15 protein-coding genes are annotated in these 15,888 nt (G+C 61.4%); 9 read left to right on the top strand and 6 right to left on the bottom strand.

Annotated elements, in window-relative coordinates:
• Positions 1 to 127 precede the first annotated feature (127 nt).
• A complete protein-coding gene (gene hslO, locus BLT98_RS08855; RefSeq protein WP_070260365.1) occupies positions 128 to 1,108 on the bottom strand; it encodes an Hsp33 family molecular chaperone HslO in 981 nt (326 codons plus the stop codon).
• Positions 1,109 to 1,112: 4 nt separating this feature from the next.
• The gene (locus BLT98_RS08850) at positions 1,113 to 1,637 is read right to left on the bottom strand and encodes a gamma carbonic anhydrase family protein (protein ID WP_092606559.1); all 525 of its coding nucleotides are present in this window, start codon (positions 1,635 to 1,637) and stop codon (positions 1,113 to 1,115) included.
• 206 nt (positions 1,638 to 1,843) lie between these two features.
• Between BLT98_RS08850 and BLT98_RS08845 the strand changes: the two genes are divergently transcribed.
• The 8 genes from BLT98_RS08845 to bamC all read left to right on the top strand — a co-directional run bounded on the left by BLT98_RS08845 (position 1,844) and on the right by bamC (position 9,117).
• Entirely contained in the window at positions 1,844 to 2,719 is an 876-nt protein-coding gene (locus BLT98_RS08845) for an alpha/beta fold hydrolase (protein WP_092606556.1), read from the top strand.
• 90 nt (positions 2,720 to 2,809) lie between these two features.
• Positions 2,810 to 3,643, top strand: a complete 834-nt coding sequence (locus tag BLT98_RS08840; protein ID WP_092606553.1) for a 3',5'-nucleoside bisphosphate phosphatase — start codon at positions 2,810 to 2,812, stop codon at positions 3,641 to 3,643.
• Between the two features lie 201 nt (positions 3,644 to 3,844).
• Positions 3,845 to 4,729, top strand: a complete 885-nt coding sequence (gene htpX, locus BLT98_RS08835; RefSeq protein WP_092606550.1) for a protease HtpX — start codon at positions 3,845 to 3,847, stop codon at positions 4,727 to 4,729.
• Positions 4,730 to 4,767: 38 nt separating this feature from the next.
• On the top strand, positions 4,768 to 5,391 hold the full coding sequence (locus tag BLT98_RS08830; protein ID WP_092606547.1) for an L-threonylcarbamoyladenylate synthase: 624 nt from the start codon (positions 4,768 to 4,770) through the stop codon (positions 5,389 to 5,391).
• A 196-nt stretch (positions 5,392 to 5,587) separates the two neighbouring features.
• Positions 5,588 to 6,265 carry a site-2 protease family protein gene (locus BLT98_RS08825; protein ID WP_092606544.1) on the top strand — a complete coding sequence of 226 codons (678 nt, stop codon included), beginning with the start codon at positions 5,588 to 5,590 and terminating at the stop codon, positions 6,263 to 6,265.
• Positions 6,266 to 6,307: 42 nt separating this feature from the next.
• Positions 6,308 to 6,880 carry a class I SAM-dependent methyltransferase gene (locus BLT98_RS08820; RefSeq protein WP_092607097.1) on the top strand — a complete coding sequence of 191 codons (573 nt, stop codon included), beginning with the start codon at positions 6,308 to 6,310 and terminating at the stop codon, positions 6,878 to 6,880.
• Positions 6,881 to 6,964: 84 nt separating this feature from the next.
• The gene (dapA, locus tag BLT98_RS08815) at positions 6,965 to 7,843 is read left to right on the top strand and encodes a 4-hydroxy-tetrahydrodipicolinate synthase (protein WP_034783351.1); all 879 of its coding nucleotides are present in this window, start codon (positions 6,965 to 6,967) and stop codon (positions 7,841 to 7,843) included.
• An 80-nt stretch (positions 7,844 to 7,923) separates the two neighbouring features.
• Entirely contained in the window at positions 7,924 to 9,117 is a 1,194-nt protein-coding gene (gene bamC / locus BLT98_RS08810) for an outer membrane protein assembly factor BamC (protein ID WP_070281198.1), read from the top strand.
• Between the two features lie 280 nt (positions 9,118 to 9,397).
• Here the strand turns inward: bamC and BLT98_RS08805 are convergent, their stop codons facing one another.
• Positions 9,398 to 9,652, bottom strand: coding sequence for a hypothetical protein (locus BLT98_RS08805; protein WP_034783358.1), 255 nt, complete (start codon positions 9,650 to 9,652; stop codon positions 9,398 to 9,400).
• 354 nt (positions 9,653 to 10,006) lie between these two features.
• The gene (locus BLT98_RS08800; protein ID WP_034783359.1) at positions 10,007 to 11,128 is read right to left on the bottom strand and encodes a cupin domain-containing protein; all 1,122 of its coding nucleotides are present in this window, start codon (positions 11,126 to 11,128) and stop codon (positions 10,007 to 10,009) included.
• 93 nt (positions 11,129 to 11,221) lie between these two features.
• Here BLT98_RS08800 and BLT98_RS08795 point away from each other — a divergent pair, with 93 nt between their 5' ends.
• Positions 11,222 to 11,767, top strand: a complete 546-nt coding sequence (locus BLT98_RS08795) for an FKBP-type peptidyl-prolyl cis-trans isomerase (protein WP_092606541.1) — start codon at positions 11,222 to 11,224, stop codon at positions 11,765 to 11,767.
• A gap of 53 nt (positions 11,768 to 11,820) precedes the next feature.
• Here the strand turns inward: BLT98_RS08795 and BLT98_RS08790 are convergent, their stop codons facing one another.
• Both BLT98_RS08790 and mutS read right to left on the bottom strand, forming a co-directional pair.
• Entirely contained in the window at positions 11,821 to 12,858 is a 1,038-nt protein-coding gene (locus tag BLT98_RS08790) for a hypothetical protein (RefSeq protein WP_092606538.1), read from the bottom strand.
• Positions 12,855 to 15,545 (bottom strand): DNA mismatch repair protein MutS, encoded by a 2,691-nt coding sequence (mutS, locus tag BLT98_RS08785; RefSeq protein WP_092606535.1) that lies wholly within the window; start codon positions 15,543 to 15,545, stop codon positions 12,855 to 12,857. The genes BLT98_RS08790 and mutS overlap by 4 nt, the downstream gene beginning before the upstream one ends.
• Positions 15,546 to 15,888 lie beyond the last annotated feature (343 nt).

Here is a 15,888-nt window from a genome sequence, read left to right as displayed (position 1 = left end):
AAGTGGGAAGTAATACAAGCTGCGCAGCGTAACGGCGGCGCGTGACGGGCTGATGACGAACTGATGACGGGAAGATGACAGTAGAAACAATTGCGCCGCCTGAGGGGCGGCGCGGAGATTATTACAATTAGTTAATGCTGGCGGCTGGCGGGATGAGCACTTCGGCCGGCGCATCCGTGATGAACAGCTGTGCGCAATCGACCTTGTCGAACTCGTAGTGCTGGCCGCAGAAATCGCAGTTCACGCCCACCTGGCCCACTTCTTCCAGGGTGCTGTTGACTTCTTCCTCGCCCAGCATCTTGAGCATATTGCCCACTTTTTCGCGCGTGCAAGTGCAATGGAAGCTCGGGTGCAGCGGATCGAAGACGCGGATCGTTTCTTCCCAGAACAAACGCTGCATCAGGGTATCGATGTCCGTCGACAGGATTTCCGCCTCTTTTAGGGTCGACGCCAGCATCACGGCGCGGTTCCACGTGTCCAGCGCGTCTTCTTCCGACACAGGCGTCGCTTCGGCCTTGCCGCCATGGTGTGGCAGCTTTTGCAGCAGCAGGCCGCGCGAGACGGTGTCGTCCGTGGCCAGCCACAGGCGCGTATCGAGCTGTTCCGAGCGCAACATGTAGTTTTCGATCACGGTCGCCATGTCGTCGCCGTCCAGCGGCACGATGCCCTGGTACGGTTGCTGGCCCGGCACCTTGTCGGCCGGGTCCAGCGTGATGATGAAGCGGCCCTTGCCCGTGGCGTTGAGCAGCTGCGGCACGGTGGCCACGTCGGGAATGGCGGCGTCCGGGTCCAGCTTGGCCGTGGCGCGCAGGCGCAGGTCGGAATCGCACTCGACCACCATCAGGCGCACGGGACCGTCACCGTGGATCTGCATGATGATGGAGCCGTTGAATTTCAGGTTGGCCGACAGCAGGGCGGCGGCGGCCACCATTTCGCCCAGCACTTTTTTCACGGCCGTCGGGTAGGCGTGGCGCGAGACCACTTCCTGCCAGGTGCCGGAAACGTCGATGAACTGGCCGCGCACGGCGGCGTTGTCGAAAATAAATTTTTGCAGGGTATCCTGGCCGGTAAGGGCTGCGCTGACTGCGCCCGTGGTTTCAGTCGTCATTCTTTTATCCAATCTTCTTGAGTTGCGTATTAAATAGCTGGCCGCGTTGCACATAGTTCACGGCGTTGCCTTGTAGCCTGGTGATATCGTCTGCCGTCAGGGCCCGCACGGCTTTCGCCGGTGAGCCGATGATCAGCATATTGTCGGGAAATTCCTTGCCTTCCGTGACCAGCGCGCCCGCGCCGACCAGGCAGTTCTTGCCGATCTTCGCGCCATTCAGGATCACGGCCTGGATGCCGATCAGGGCGCCATCGCCGATCGTGCAGCCATGCAACATTGCCTGGTGGCCGATGGTGACGTTCCGGCCGATGTCGAGCGGGTAGCCCGGATCCGTATGCAGCACGGCGCCTTCCTGCACATTGCTGTTGGCGCCCACGGTAATGCGTTCGTTGTCGCCGCGAATCGTGGCGCCGAACCATACGGACGTATTCGCTTCCAGGGTCACCTTGCCGATTACATTGGCCGTGTCGGCAACAAAAGCGGAAGCATCAATCAGCGGCGCATCGGCGCCCAATTGGTAGAGTGTCATCGTTAGCCTGTGGCGGTGGTGGAAGCGCCGGGCACGGCCGGACGCGGAAGTTTTGCGCTATTTTACGCTGTTGCAGGGCAAGTCCGAGCGCCGGGCATTAATCCGGTATAATTATCGAACGGTCGTACTTTTATGCGCGCCCTATCTACAGACACAGCATGTGGCGCCGTCTGCGCCACTTTCAAGGCAGGCATCCGATGAAACCCATGAAACTTTCCCGTTCCGAATTCATCAACATCCGCGGCGCCCGCACGCATGTGCGCCACTGGGGCCGCGAAGGCGCACCCATCCTGTTCATGGTGCATGGCTGGATGGACGTGGCAGCCTCGTTCCAATTCGTCGTCGACGAGTTGCAAGGCGACTGGCACGTGATCGCGCCCGACTGGCGCGGCTTTGGCCTCAGCGACTACACGCAATCGGATACCTACTGGTTCCCCGACTACCTGGCCGACCTGGACGCCATGCTGCTGCACTATTCGCCGGACGCCCCCGTCAACCTGCTGGGCCACAGCATGGGCGCCAACGTGGCCGGCCTGTACGCGGGCGTGCGGCCCGAGCGCATCAGCCGCTTCATCAACCTGGAAGGCTTCGGCATGATGGCAACCAAGCCGGAGCAGGCGCCGGGCCGCTACGCCAAGTGGCTCGACGAATTGCGCGAGCCGCCCGCCATGCGCAGCTATCCCACGCAACAGGCCGTGGCCGGGCGCCTGCAAAAGACCAATCCGCGCCTGCCGGACGAGCGCGCGGCTTTTCTCGCCGAACATTGGTCGGCGCAGAACGAGGCGGGCGAGTGGGACATCATGGGCGACCCGCAGCACAAGCGCGTCAATCCCATCCTGTACCAGGTGGAAGAGGTGATGGCCTGCTGGCGCCGCATCACGGCGCCCGTGCTGTGGGTGGAGGCCGATGACACGAATATGTGGCAATGGATGGGGCCCAAGGAGCAGGCGCGCGTTGAGATCGACCGGCGTTTGGCCTGTATCAAGGATGTGCGCTGCGAGATGATGCTCGATGCGGGCCACATGCTGCATCATGACCAGCCGCAGGCACTGGCAAGGCTGGTGGAAGCCTTTTTGGCCTGATGTGTGTCGGGAACGCTGCAGCGCTATTTGACAAGCAGCGTACAATGAAAACTTCTTCCATGCTGAGCCCGTGCAGGGTATTGTTTTCACATGCTTAAAGTCGACCTGCATTGTCATTCGAATATCTCCGACGGCGTGCTGTCCCCCGCCGCCGTGGCCGCGCACGCACGCAAGGCGGGCGTCGACGTGTGGGCGCTGACGGACCACGATGAAGTGTCCGGCGTCGCCGCCGCGCGCACGGCCGCGCTGGACCTGGGCATGCGCTTCGTGGCCGGCGTGGAAATTTCCATTACGTGGGCCGGCGAAACCGTGCACATCGTCGGCTTGCAAGTCGATGAAAACAATCCGGGTCTGGTGCAGGGCTTGCACCAGACGCGTTCCGGGCGCGACGCGCGCGGCCGCGAAATCGCCCGCCAGTTGGACCTGGCCGGCATCCCCGATGCCTATGAAGGGGCCTTGAAGTTCGTTGGCAACCCAGACCTGATGTCGCGCACGCACTTTGCCCGCTACATCGTGAAAACGGGCAAATGCGCGAACATTCCCGACGTGTTCAAGAAATACCTGTCGGAAGGCAAGCCGGGCTACGTCGAGCACCGCTGGGCCACCCTAGCCGAAGCGGTGGGCTGGATACGCGGCGCGGGCGGCGTGGCCGTCATCGCCCATCCGGGCCGCTACCGCTTCAGCGACATGGCGCAAGGCGTGCTGTTCGATGAATTCAAACAACTCGGCGGCGTGGCCATCGAAGTCGTCACGGGCAGCCACAGTCCGGACCAGTATCCGGAATACGCGCAACTGGCCAACGCTTACGGCTTCCTCGCCTCGCGCGGCACGGATTTCCATGCGCCGGGCGAGTCGCGCGTGGATTTTGCCATGCTGCCGCCTTTGCCAGCCAACGTTACCCCGATCTGGCACGACTGGTTTTAATGCCGTCGAAAATCTGCTGCGCGGCGCGACTTGCGGCCTGCGATGCTCACTGTGCTTTAGCACAGCTCCGCTTCTCGGCCCCAATTCACATCCGCTCGCGACGATTTTCTTAGGCATTCAGTACAGGATGTGTGCGGGGCTTGAAAAGTCACGACCGCATACTTATCTTTTAGTTATTGTTGTTTTTCGGAGCCATCGCCCATGAAACGTATCGTCCTTTTTATCGCAACCAACCTGGCCGTGATGCTGGTGCTGTCGCTCGTGCTCAGCTTGCTGGGCGTGGGCAATCCGGCGCGCGGCAGCACCTTGAGCCTGGGCAGCCTGCTGGTGTTTTCGCTGGTGGTGGGCTTCACGGGCTCGATATTTTCGCTGTTGATCAGCAAGCCGATGGCCAAGTGGAGCACGGGCGCGCGCGTCATCGACAACCCGACTTCGTCGACGGAATTGTGGCTGGTCAATACCGTGCGCGCCTTGTCCGAGCGGGCCGGCATCGGCATGCCGGAAGTGGCCGTGTACGAGGGCGACGCGAATGCGTTCGCCACGGGCGCCTTCAAGAATTCCGCGCTGGTGGCCGTCTCCACCGGCCTGCTGCAAAGTATGAACCGCGATGAAGTCGAAGCCGTGCTGGGCCATGAAATCGCCCACGTCGCGAATGGCGACATGGTGACCCTGACCTTGATCCAGGGCGTGGTGAATACCTTCGTCGTCTTCATGGCCCGCGTGGTGGGTTTTTTTGTCGATAACGTGCTGTTGAAAAATAACAACCGCGAAGGCGGCGGGCGCGGCATCGGCTATTTCGTCACCGTGATGGTGTGCGAAGTGATCTTCGGCTTGCTCGCTTCCATCATCGTGGCCTGGTTTTCGCGCCAGCGCGAATTCCGCGCCGACGCCGGTTCCGCCAAGCTGCTGGGCAGCCCCACGCCGATGATGCATGCGCTGGCTCGCCTGGGCGGCGTGCCGCCGGGCGAGCTGCCGCAATCGATGCAGGCGCTGGGCATCAGCGGCGGCAATGGCGGCTGGGGCGCGCTGTTCGCCACCCATCCGCCCCTCGAACAACGCATCGCCGCGCTGCGCGGCGTACAATAATGCTAACTTAACAAGCTGGTTCGCCAGAACGCTTACACATGAGTCAATTTTTCCAGATTCACCCTGACAATCCGCAAATGCGCCTGATCAAGCAGGCGGCGCAGATCATCCAGTCCGGCGGCGTCATGGCCTTGCCCACGGATTCCTGCTACGCGCTGGTGTGCCAGCTCGACGACAAGGGCGCCGTCGAGCGCCTGCGCCGCATCCGGGGCGTGGATGAAAAGCACCATTTAACCTTGCTGTGCCGCGACTTGAGCGAGCTGGGCGTGTATGCCCGCGTGGACAACCGCCAGTTCCGCCTGCTCAAGGCGGCCACGCCGGGCGCCTACACTTTCATCCTGGAAGCGACGAAGGAAGTGCCGCGCCGCCTCAGCCATCCTTCGCGCAAGACCATCGGCCTGCGCGTGCCGCAGCACCGCATCGTGCAATGCCTGCTGGAAGAGCTGGGCCAGCCGCTGCTGGGCGCGACATTGACCCTGCCTGGCGATGAAGACAGCCTGACGGACGCCGACACGATCCGCGAGCGACTGGAAAAACTGGTCGACCTGATCATCGATGGCGGCGTCTGCGCGCATGGCCCCAGCACCGTGATCGACCTGACGGGAGCGGAGCCGGAAGTGGTGCGCGTGGGACGCGGCGACCCGGCCGTGCTGGGTTTGTAGGAGATTGCATTTACCTATCTTTACAACACCTGACAAAACCGTAGCGAGCGGAAGGGAGTTGTGGCTAAGAAGCGCAGCTGTGCTTTAGCACAGTGAGCATCGCAGGCCGCAAATCGCGACGCGCAGTAGGTTTTGGCAGGTGTTCTTAATGACAACGTAAGAAAGGGCTCGGGACTGCTCTGGTAGAATCGCGGTCATGAGCGATTTCAATACGATAGTCCAGACCGTTGCGGTGTACCTGGTGCCGGTGCTGTTTGCCATTTCCCTGCATGAGGCGGCGCATGGCTATGCCGCCCGTTATTTCGGTGATCCCACGGCCTCGAACGAAGGCCGGCTGAGCCTCAATCCCATCCGGCATATCGACCCTTTCGGCACGATCTTGCTGCCCCTGATGCTGTATTTCACGATCCAGGTGCCGTTCGGCTATGCCAAGCCGGTGCCCGTCGATTTCAGCCGCCTGCGCAATCCGAAGAAGCAGATGGCCTGGGTGGCGTTTGCCGGTCCTGGCGCCAATTTCGTCATGGGCCTGAGCTGGATGATCGCCTTTGTCGTGCTCAGCGTGATGCCGCCGACGGAAATGGGCATGTTTTTCCGCAAGATGGCGGGCGCCGGCGTCAGCGTGAATGCGGCCATGTTTGTCTTTAACCTGATTCCCGTGCCGCCCCTCGATGGCGGACGCATCATGACGGGCTTGCTGCCGATGCAGTTGGCGCGTCCTTACGCCAGTATCGAGCGCTACAGCCTGTATGTCTTCGGCGCCCTGGTGCTGCTGATGTACACGGGCGTATTGAACCGCGCCTTGCTGGCGGCGATCGAATTTGTCATTGGCATTTTTGTCACCCTGGTCACGCCCCTGACGGCCCTGTTGACTTGATGCAAGCAACTGGATGGACGCACATAATTGATGGAAGTACCGATGCAAGTAACTGAACCAATATTAGAAACCGAAGCGATTTCCGGCTGGCTGCGCCGCTGGGCGCCTCTGATCCCCGGCGGCGAAGTGCTGGACCTGGCCTGCGGCGCGGGCCGCCACGCGCGCCACCTGGTAAGCCTGGGCCACCCCGTGATCGCGCTCGACCATGATCCGGAAATGCTGGAAAAGGCGGCCGGCGCGGGCATCACCACTTCCCTGGTGGACCTGGAAGCGCAGGGCGCCGTGTGGCCTTTCGCTCCCGGCCGTTTTGCCGGCATCGTCGTCACCAATTACCTGCACCGGCCCCTGCTGGAAGCCATGATTGCCAGCCTGGCGCCCGATGGCGTGCTGCTGTATGAAACGTTTGCTGAAGGCAATGAGCAGTTCGGCAAGCCGTCGAATCCGAAGTTCCTGCTGAAGGAAGGCGAAATGCTGACCTGGGCGGTCCAGCACGGCTTGCGTGTGGTAGCGTATGAGGATGGGCGCGTGGAACAGCCAAAAGCTGCTCTGGTGCAACGAATTTGTGCCGTCCGGCCGGATTTTCCACGGTTGGCAGCCCTGCTGCCGACGTTTTGAGCGGCCATACTATGTCAGAATGCACCACAGGCGCGGGCTATCCGCTACAATCGTTGTTTTATTTATCGGCGCTATAAACTTACTATGATCAAGGGCAGCATTGTAGCAATCGTCACCCCGATGCACGCAGACGGCAGTCTGGACTTTCCAGGCCTGCGCAAGCTGATCGACTGGCATATCGCCGAGGGTACGGACGGCATCGTCATCGTTGGCACGACGGGCGAATCGGCAACAGTCAGCGTGGAAGAACACTGCGAACTGATCCAGTTGACCGTCGAACATGCCAAGGGACGCATTCCTATCATCGCCGGCGCCGGAGGCAACTCCACGGCCGAGGCCATCAAACTGACGCGCTACGCGAAAGAAGCGGGCGCCGATGCTGTCTTGCAAGTGGTGCCGTACTACAACCGTCCTACCCAGGAAGGCATGTACCAGCACTTCAAGGCCATCGCCGAAGCCGTCGACATCCCCGTCATCCTGTACAACGTGCCTGGCCGCACGGTTGCCGACATGAGCAACGAAACCATCGTGCGCCTGTCCGCCATCCCGAATATCGTTGGCGTGAAAGATGCGACCGGCAATATCGGCCGCGGCATCGACCTGCTGCGCCTCGTGCCGGCCGACTTCGCAGTGTACTCGGGCGATGATCCGACCGCCATGGCGCTGATGTTCTGCGGCGGCCACGGCAATATCTCCGTGACGGCCAACGTCGCGCCGCGCGCCATGCACGACATGTGCGTCGCGGCCATGGCGGGCGAGCGCGCCACGGCGATTGCCATCAATAACAAAGTTTTTCCTTTGCACCAGAAACTGTTTGTCGAGCCCAATCCGGTGCCCGTCAAATGGGCGCTGGCCGAAATGGGCCTGATGCCAGCCGGCATACGCTTGCCACTGGTGCCGCTGGCTGAGAATTGCCATGCCACCGTGCGCGATGCCTTGCGCGACGCTGGCATCCTGTCTTAAGCCGAACTTCAAGCCCGGACTCGACCAGTCCGGACCTTCCCTGATTCCAGCTGCTACTTAGCTTCTTATCCAGTTACGACATGACTAATTGCAAGAAAACCAAATCGGCGCCTGCCACCATCGCCGTCCGCGGCATCGTCATCGGCGCCGTCGCAGCCAGCCTCGCGGGCTGTGGCATGATCAGTTCGGTAGTCGGCGGCGACAAGGTCGACTACAAGTCGGTCAAGAAAGCCGGCACCCTGGACGTGCCGCCTGACCTGACGCAATTGCAGCAGGACAACCGTTATTCCTTGCCGGATTCGAAAAATGGCGTGGCCACGGCTTCCGGCTACAACGCGCAGCGCAACGCCACGGCCGGTACGCCCGTCGTCGTGGGCGCCGACGGCGTGGTGGGCGTCGTGCCTGTCACGGCAGGCGGCGTGAAGGTCGAGCGCGCGGGCAACCAGCGCTGGCTGGTCGTCAAGCAGTCGCCTGAAGTGCTGTGGCCGCAGCTCAAGCAATTCTGGGAAGATTCAGGCTTTACCATCGCCATCGACCAGCCGACGGCTGGCATCATGGAAACAGAGTGGAACGAAAACCGCGCCAAGATCCCGCAGGACTTTATCCGCAGCACCATCGGCAAGGCTTTCGACGGCCTGTATTCTAGCGGTGAAAAAGACAAATACCGTACCCGCGTGGAGCGCCTGGCCGATGGTTCGACCGAGATCTACATCAGCCACCGTGGCGTGGAAGAGGTTATCACGGGCCGCGACAAGGAAACCACCACCTGGACCGCGCGTCCCAACGATCCGGGCCTGGAAGCGCAATTCCTCGCCAAGCTGATGACGCGCCTGGGCGCGGCCAGCGACGATGCGCAGGCGAAGACGGCTGTCGATGCCGCCATCGTGCAGCCGCAGCACGCCAAGCTGGTGGGCGACGCCGCCACGCCGGCGCGCGCCATCGAAGTCGATGAAAGTTTCGACCGCGCCTGGCGCCGCGTCGGCCTGGCACTGGACCGCGTTGGCTTTACCGTGGAAGACCGCGACCGCACGCAAGGCACGTATTTCGTGCGTTACGTCGACCCGGATGCTGTCAAGAAAGATGGCTTCTTCTCGAAACTGTTCAGCTGGGGCTCGTCGTCCGACAAGGACAAGGGCGCGCAGCGCTATCGCGTTCTGGTCAAGGCCGGCAATGGCTCGACCAGCCTGGTCAGCATCCTCAGCAACGAAGGCCAGCCGGATGTCTCGCCAGTGGCAGAGAAGATCCTGGGTCTGCTGAACGACCAGTTGAAATAAGGTTCGCTGAGTGGCGGTTATCAAAAGCTGTCACACATCATAAAAAAGGCTGGTCCGGTGCAAACCGGGTCAGCCTTTTTATTTTGGGTGTGCAATAGGTGCTTGCGGCGTCCAGCAAAACCGTAGCGAGCGACAGTGATTGGTGCCAAGAAGCGTAACCGTACTTGAGTACGGTGAACATCGCAGACCGCAAAGCGCGGCGCGCAGCAGGTTTGCTTGGGCGTTTGCCCAATAAAAAAGCCGGCCCGAAGGCCGGCTTTCTTTAGTGCAGGGTGCTAAATTACTTAGCAGCCGATGCAGCAGCCGAAGCAGCCGAAGCAGCGTCGGTAGCGGCCGAAGCGGCAGCCGAAGCAGCAGCAGCAGCGTCGGTAGCGGCCGAAGCAGCAGCGTCAGCAGCAGCAGCTGGAGCAGCTTCAACTGCTGGTGCTGGTGCTGGGGTTTCAACTACTGGTGCTGGTGCAGGAGCTTCTTCTTTTTTGCTGCAAGCAGCCAGAGCAACAACCATCAGGGAGGCGATCAGCAGGGATTTTTTCATTTGTTTTCCTTAATTATTTCAAAAAATAAATCAATATTGTTGCGATGAATAATTACCGGTAATTATCGCTCGTTAGGTCGTCTTCGAAGGCTTTTCGTACCAGGTGGTGCCTGCCAGACAACGGAAACTTCCTAACCGAATATTATAGCGATTTTTGGTGCGTCGCAATAGGAGCAAGAGGCAAATTCGCAACTATTTTGTGATATCGCAATATTTGCCGAAGCAAATTGCAAGCAAGTGTAAGCGATTTGCGAAAGCGCGACAAAACGATATAAAAATAATATGTTTTATTGCGCTAGCGCAGATGCCGATATTCCCCCTGCTGTAATACCACTTTTACTACGCTGCACCCATTCAAGCCAGTTCGATCCAGCCATCCTGATACCAGGTATATAAGGCATCCATCACGTCATCGGAAGCCTGGGCTACGGCTGTGCCATCGAGGGCGCGTTCGTTGGCCAGGGTTTCCAGGGCCGTTTTATCGGCCTTGCCAATGGCAAACGATTCGCCATTGATGAAGACATTCTTGCCACGATACAGCATCAGCGTCTTGCGCGACAACACGACACCCTTTTTCTGTGCGGCGTCCGCGAAGCGGCCCACCGTCAGCGGCTTGGACAGCGGCGTGAAAAACACATTGTGCTTCGGTTCCGACAGGTGTTCACCGAGGAAAATGGTCACATCTTCTTCCGTGAAGCGCACCTTGTTCATTTCTTCCGTGATGGTGCTGAGCATTTCACGGGGGATTTCCGCCGGCTTGCCCGACGCCTTCAGGTCCGGATCGCTATAGATGCCCGGCAAGTCGATCGAGTCGGCCATGAATTGCAGGAAAGCTTCGCCCAGTTCCTGGAACGATGGCGAGCGGAATCCGATCGAATACGTCTGGCAGTCGCCGATGGCCACGCCGTCGTGCGCGTAGTGGGGCGGCAGGTACAGCATGTCGCCCGGTTCCAGCGTGAATTCTTCGTCGGGCGTGAAGTTGCTGAGGATTTTCAGCGGCAAGCCGTCGATCAGGCTCAGGTCTTTCTGCGCGCCGATGCGCCAATGGCGCTTGCCCTGGCCTTGCAGCAGGAACACGTCATACGAATCGAAATGCGGGCCCACGCCGCCGCCATCGGTGGCGAAGCTGACCATCAGGTCGTCCAGGCGCGCGTCCGGCAGGAAACGGAACTGGCGCAGCAGGGCGTCGGCCTTGGCGCTGTGCAAGTTAGCGCCCTGTACCAGCAAGGTCCATTCCTTCTGTTTCAGCGAGGGCAGGCTGGTCAATGGACCTTGCTGCATGTTCCAGTGGCCATCCGCATGGCTGACCAGGCGCGATTCGACGTGGTCCAGGGTAGCCAGCTCGGCCAGGGCCTTGAAATCGAACAATGCCTTGAAACCAGGCACAGCTTGACGGATCAACAAGGGTTTTTTATGCCAGTAGTCGCGCAGGAATTGCGCCGGCGTGATATCGCCGAGGAGAGTTAATTTTTTCATGCGCCCATTATAACAACCGGAAATGCAGGAATGCGCCTGCCGTTGGCGGCGTGAAGGTATAATTTGCCAGCTTATACAATGAAAGGAAGCATAATGAAGATTGCCAAAAATACGGTCGTGACTGTCAACTACAAACTGTCAGACGCGCAAGACAATCTGATCGAAGACGGCCGTCAGCCTATGGTCTACCTGCACGGTGATTATGAAAACACCCTGCCGAAGATCGAAGAAGAGCTCGACGGCAAGGAAGTTGGCTATTCCAACACGATCCAGATCGAACCGGATGATGCTTTCGGTGAATACGATCCAGCCCTGGTGAAGGTCGAGCCGCGCAATCGCCTGCCTGAGCCGCTGGAAGTGGGCATGCAGTTCGAAGGCATGCCGGAAAGCGATTCGCCGGATGAAGAAGCGATGATCTTCACGGTCACCGATATCGCCGACGACAAGGTCGTGCTGGACGGTAACCATCCTCTGGCCGGCATCGCGCTGCGCTTCTCGCTGACCGTCGCTGACGTGCGCGCAGCCACCGACGAAGAAATCGCCCATGGCCACGTGCATGGCGCACACGGCCATGACCATGGCGATGATGAAGATGAAGGCGACGAAGGCGATCACTTCCGTACGCATCCGATTCATTAATACTGCTTGTTCCAGGCCGGCTCTATGCCGGCCTGTTCGTTTGTGCGCTGTTATTAACGGCGCACAGTCGACGCCTTGGCGCGCGCCTGCGCCGATGGGCGCGTAGCGCGTTGACGCACCTCAAAGAAGGGCGTCTTGCCTGGCCGTACGGCGATGGCGGCCCAGTCGTTGTTGATGCTGACGTGGCCCAGGTTGCCTTTCCAGCTGATCTTCGGCCCGCCTGTTTTGGCTGCGGCTTTTTTGGTTTTCCCCTCCTTGCCATCCGTGTCGCCATCGCGCTGCGTATCGACCAATAACACCTTGCCGCTGAACTTTTTCGCCAGGGTGCGGATCTGCTTGCGCGGACCGGCAAAGCCGTCCTGTTTCGAACTAAAGCTGGGCAGCAGCGAATTGTCGTCTTCATCGAGCACGCCCGCGTCGCCATCGGAAAACAGCACGATGCCGTCGAGCTGCTTGCGCTGCGCCATGGCGAACAGGCGCTGCAGCCAGGAGCGGTTGGCGACCAGGCGGTCTTCGAATTCGCTGTTGCGTCCCGCTTCTGGCAAGAAATGGTTGTTGTTCGCGGGCAGGTTGACGGTAGCAAACAGCACGCCGCCGTATTCCCAGTGGGCGTTTTCCGCATAGCTGCGGAACTTCGCCGTCGATGACAGCCGCGACAGGGTCAGCTTGCGCTGGCCCAGGCTCTGGTCATCGGCAAAATACACGTCGCGCAGGCGGTTCAGGCGTTCGATGGCGTTGACCCTGCCGCGCGAATTGCGGCAGTTGGCCCAGTCGCTGGCCGACAGCGAGACGATCAATGGCGGCCCGCTTGCGTCCAGCAAATCCTTGCGCTGGCCATACAGCTTGTCGCTGCACGATTCGCTGGCGGCCTTGATGCCGGTGGCCACGACGAACGAGGCATTGAAGGCGCTGGTGTCGGCGATGGCTTTTTTCAGGGGGCCGTCGTCCGGCCCCGCGTTGAAGGAATGGCCCAGTACGGCAAACTCGAAGCCGGCCTGGTCGCCCGGGGCGGCCAGCGCCGCTTGCCATGGCAGGCTGGCAGCCAGCAAGCCGGCGGCCAGCAGGCGTATCGAGCTGCGCCGGCAGGTCATGCGGCGGCCAGCCGTTTCAGCTGGTACAGCTGTTCCAGCGCGTCGCGCGGCGTGAGCGCATCGGGATCGAGGTCGGCGATGGCATCGAGCAAGGCTTGCTGCGCCGCGTTCAGCGCGGCCAGCGGCGCCGCCGCTTCCTCTTCTTCCTCCTGTGCATACGGATCGGCTGCCGGTGCGGCGAACAGGTCGCGCTGCGGCGTGGCGTCGAGCGCCTGCGCTTCCAGGCGCGCCAGGTGCTTGCGCGCCGCCTTGATCACGGGCTGCGGCACGCCAGCCAGTTGCGCCACCTGCAAGCCGTAGCTTTGCGAGGCGGGACCGGCTTGCACGGCGTGCAGGAAGACGATGCTGTCCTTGTGCTCGACGGCGGACAGATGCACGTTGGCGGCGCTCGGGTGGCTGTCCGGCAGTTGCGTCAACTCAAAGTAATGCGTCGCGAACAGGGTGAAGCTGCGGCTCGTATCGATCAGATGGCGCGCGATGGCCCAGGCCAGGGCCAGGCCGTCGAAGGTCGAGGTGCCGCGGCCCACTTCATCCATCAGCACCAGCGAGTGCTCGGTGGCGCCGTTCAAGATCGCCGCCGATTCCGTCATTTCCACCATGAAGGTCGAGCGTCCGCCCGCCAGGTCGTCGGTGGCGCCGATACGCGTGAAGATGCGGTCGATAGGGCCGATGGTGGCGGAAGCGGCCGGCACGTAGCTGCCCACGTAGGCCAGCAGGGTGATCAGGGCCACCTGGCGCATGAAGGTCGATTTACCGCCCATGTTCGGGCCGGTAATCAGCAGCAAGCGGCGCTCGTTGACGAAGCGGCAATCGTTGGCGATGAAGCGTTCGATCTGCTTTTCCACCACGGGGTGGCGCCCTTCGACGATGTTGATGCACGGTTCCTCGACCAGTTGCGGCGCGGCCCAGTTGTGCTGCTGCGCATGTTCCGTCAGCGCATTCAGGGTGTCGAGCTGGGCCAGGCCTTGCGAGATGGTCTGCAGGGTGCCGATGTGCGGCGCCAGGTCGGCCAGCAGCAGGTCGTACAGCAGCTTTTCGCGCACCAGGGCCTTGTCTTGCGCCGACAGGGCCTTGTCTTCGAACACCTTGAGTTCCGGCGTGATGTAGCGCTCGGCGTTTTTCAGGGTCTGGCGGCGGCGGTAGTCGTCCGGCACCTTGTCCGTCTGGCCGTGCGTGACTTCGATGTAGAAGCCGTGCACCTTGTTGTATTCCACGCGCAGGTTGGCGATGCCCGTGCGCGCCCGTTCGCGCGTTTCCAGGTCGAGCAGGAACTGGCCCGCGTTTTCCGACAGTGCGCGCAATTCGTCGAGTTCGGCGTCGAAACCGGTGGCAAACACGCCGCCGTCGCGCACCATGGCGGCCGGCTCCTGCGCCACGGCGCGCACCAGCAAATCCAGGCAGGCGGTTGGCGTGGCCAAGGCCGTATGGATGGCGGCCAGCAAACCGGTTTCGCCGCCCTGGCCGCATTGTTCACCCCTATAGCAACGGACCACGTCGCCGCGCAGGGCCGGCAGTTGCAGCAAGCCGTCGCGCAGGGCGGCCAGGTCGCGCGGACGGGCCGACAGCAGCGCGATGCGCGTGGTGATGCGTTCGATGTCGGGCACTTGCGCCAGGGTGGCAGCGAGCGGACCGGCCGCTTCGCTTTGCGCCAGCGCGGCGATGGCTTCATGGCGCGCGCGGGCCACGTTCTGGTCGCGCCGCGCATGGTGCAGCCAGTGGCGCAGCATGCGCGAACCCATGGCCGTGCGGCAATGATCCAGCAGCGAGAACAAGGTCGGCGATTCCTGGCCGCGGATGGTCTCCGTCAGTTCCAGGTTGCGGCGCGTGGCCGCGTCCAGTCCGATGAATTCGCTTTCCGTTTCCGTCGTCAGGGAGCGCACGTGCTGCAGACCGCGTCCCTGCGTCGACTGCGCATAGCGCAGCAGCGCGCCGGCCGCGCCAAATGCGGCGCCGAGGCCATCGGCGCCAAAGCCCGTCAAGGTCGCCACGCCAAGTTGATCGAGCAGGGCCTTGTGGCCGCCCACCACGTCGAAATGCCAGTCCGGCACGCGGTTGATGTGCGTGCCCGCGTAGTCGTCGAACAGGTTGCCATTGTCGCCGCTGAGAATTTCAGCCGGCACGATGCGTTCCAGTTCCTGCTGCAATCGCACGGCCACGGTGCCGCTGTCGCCGGAAAACTCCATCAGCTTCAAAGCGCCGCTGGCCAGCGACAGCCAGGCCAGGCCAGTGGTGACCGTCTTGCGTTGCGTGATGCTGCACATGGCCAGCAGCGGGCGCTCGGCCTTCTCTGGCAGCAAGTCCGCATCCGTCAGGGTACCGGGCGTGACGACGCGCATGACCTTGCGCTCGACGGGACCCTTGCTGGTGGCCGGGTCGCCGATCTGCTCGCAAATGGCCACCGACTCGCCCAGCTTGACCAGCTTGGCCAGGTAGCCGTCCAGCGAGTGAAACGGCACGCCGCACATCTTGATGGGGTTGCCACTGGCCACGCCGCGCGCCGTCAGGGTAATGCCCAGCAGGCGCGACGCTTTCTCCGCATCCTCGAAAAACAGCTCGTAGAAATCGCCCATGCGGTAGAAAACCAACATCGTCGGGTGGTTTTCCTTGATGCCTAAATATTGCTGCATCATGGGCGTGAGTTTGCTCTTGGCGATGTTTGCCAGTTCGGTATTTGACTGCATATTCATTGTAAGTCTTTGATTTTAAGCGTTGTTCTGTGTGGTGTTCGTGTGCCTGGCGGAGCCTGCGCGCATCGTCGTCGCCCCTCGCCTTGCACGGCGGGGATGTTCATTGAATATACGCGTGATCAAATTTTCCGCAGCAGGCCACACTTTACCATCACCGGGTGGCGAGGGCTGCGACGACTTGTGAGGGGAGGGATGAATTTTTGTCAAAGAGGTACGCTTGACTGCGGGCGCGGGACGCCGCTGTGGTGCCGGCAGGATTTCCCTGGCCGCTAGCCGCAGACATCGGCCCTGTCGCGCACGGATTGCAGGGTGTACCCGCATGGCTGGCCGGAGTCCGTGTCGC

Source organism: Janthinobacterium sp. YR213, from assembly GCF_900099875.1.
GTDB lineage: Bacteria > Pseudomonadota > Gammaproteobacteria > Burkholderiales > Burkholderiaceae_D > Janthinobacterium > Janthinobacterium lividum.
This window is presented reverse-complemented; position numbering and strand designations above follow the sequence as displayed.

Excerpts from the sequence above, each read along its gene's own strand:
- hslO (WP_070260365.1), bottom strand. The coding sequence starts at position 1,108 with ATGACGACTGAAACCACGGGCGCAGTCAGCGCAGCCCTTACCGGCCAG.
- BLT98_RS08850 (WP_092606559.1), bottom strand. The coding sequence starts at position 1,637 with ATGACACTCTACCAATTGGGCGCCGATGCGCCGCTGATTGATGCTTCC.
- BLT98_RS08845 (WP_092606556.1), top strand. The coding sequence starts at position 1,844 with ATGAAACTTTCCCGTTCCGAATTCATCAACATCCGCGGCGCCCGCACG.
- BLT98_RS08840 (WP_092606553.1), top strand. The coding sequence starts at position 2,810 with ATGCTTAAAGTCGACCTGCATTGTCATTCGAATATCTCCGACGGCGTG.
- htpX (WP_092606550.1), top strand. The coding sequence starts at position 3,845 with ATGAAACGTATCGTCCTTTTTATCGCAACCAACCTGGCCGTGATGCTG.
- BLT98_RS08830 (WP_092606547.1), top strand. The coding sequence starts at position 4,768 with ATGAGTCAATTTTTCCAGATTCACCCTGACAATCCGCAAATGCGCCTG.
- BLT98_RS08825 (WP_092606544.1), top strand. The coding sequence starts at position 5,588 with ATGAGCGATTTCAATACGATAGTCCAGACCGTTGCGGTGTACCTGGTG.
- BLT98_RS08820 (WP_092607097.1), top strand. The coding sequence starts at position 6,308 with ATGCAAGTAACTGAACCAATATTAGAAACCGAAGCGATTTCCGGCTGG.
- dapA (WP_034783351.1), top strand. The coding sequence starts at position 6,965 with ATGATCAAGGGCAGCATTGTAGCAATCGTCACCCCGATGCACGCAGAC.
- bamC (WP_070281198.1), top strand. The coding sequence starts at position 7,924 with ATGACTAATTGCAAGAAAACCAAATCGGCGCCTGCCACCATCGCCGTC.
- BLT98_RS08805 (WP_034783358.1), bottom strand. The coding sequence starts at position 9,652 with ATGAAAAAATCCCTGCTGATCGCCTCCCTGATGGTTGTTGCTCTGGCT.
- BLT98_RS08800 (WP_034783359.1), bottom strand. The coding sequence starts at position 11,128 with ATGAAAAAATTAACTCTCCTCGGCGATATCACGCCGGCGCAATTCCTG.
- BLT98_RS08795 (WP_092606541.1), top strand. The coding sequence starts at position 11,222 with ATGAAGATTGCCAAAAATACGGTCGTGACTGTCAACTACAAACTGTCA.
- BLT98_RS08790 (WP_092606538.1), bottom strand. The coding sequence starts at position 12,858 with ATGACCTGCCGGCGCAGCTCGATACGCCTGCTGGCCGCCGGCTTGCTG.
- mutS (WP_092606535.1), bottom strand. The coding sequence starts at position 15,545 with ATGAATATGCAGTCAAATACCGAACTGGCAAACATCGCCAAGAGCAAA.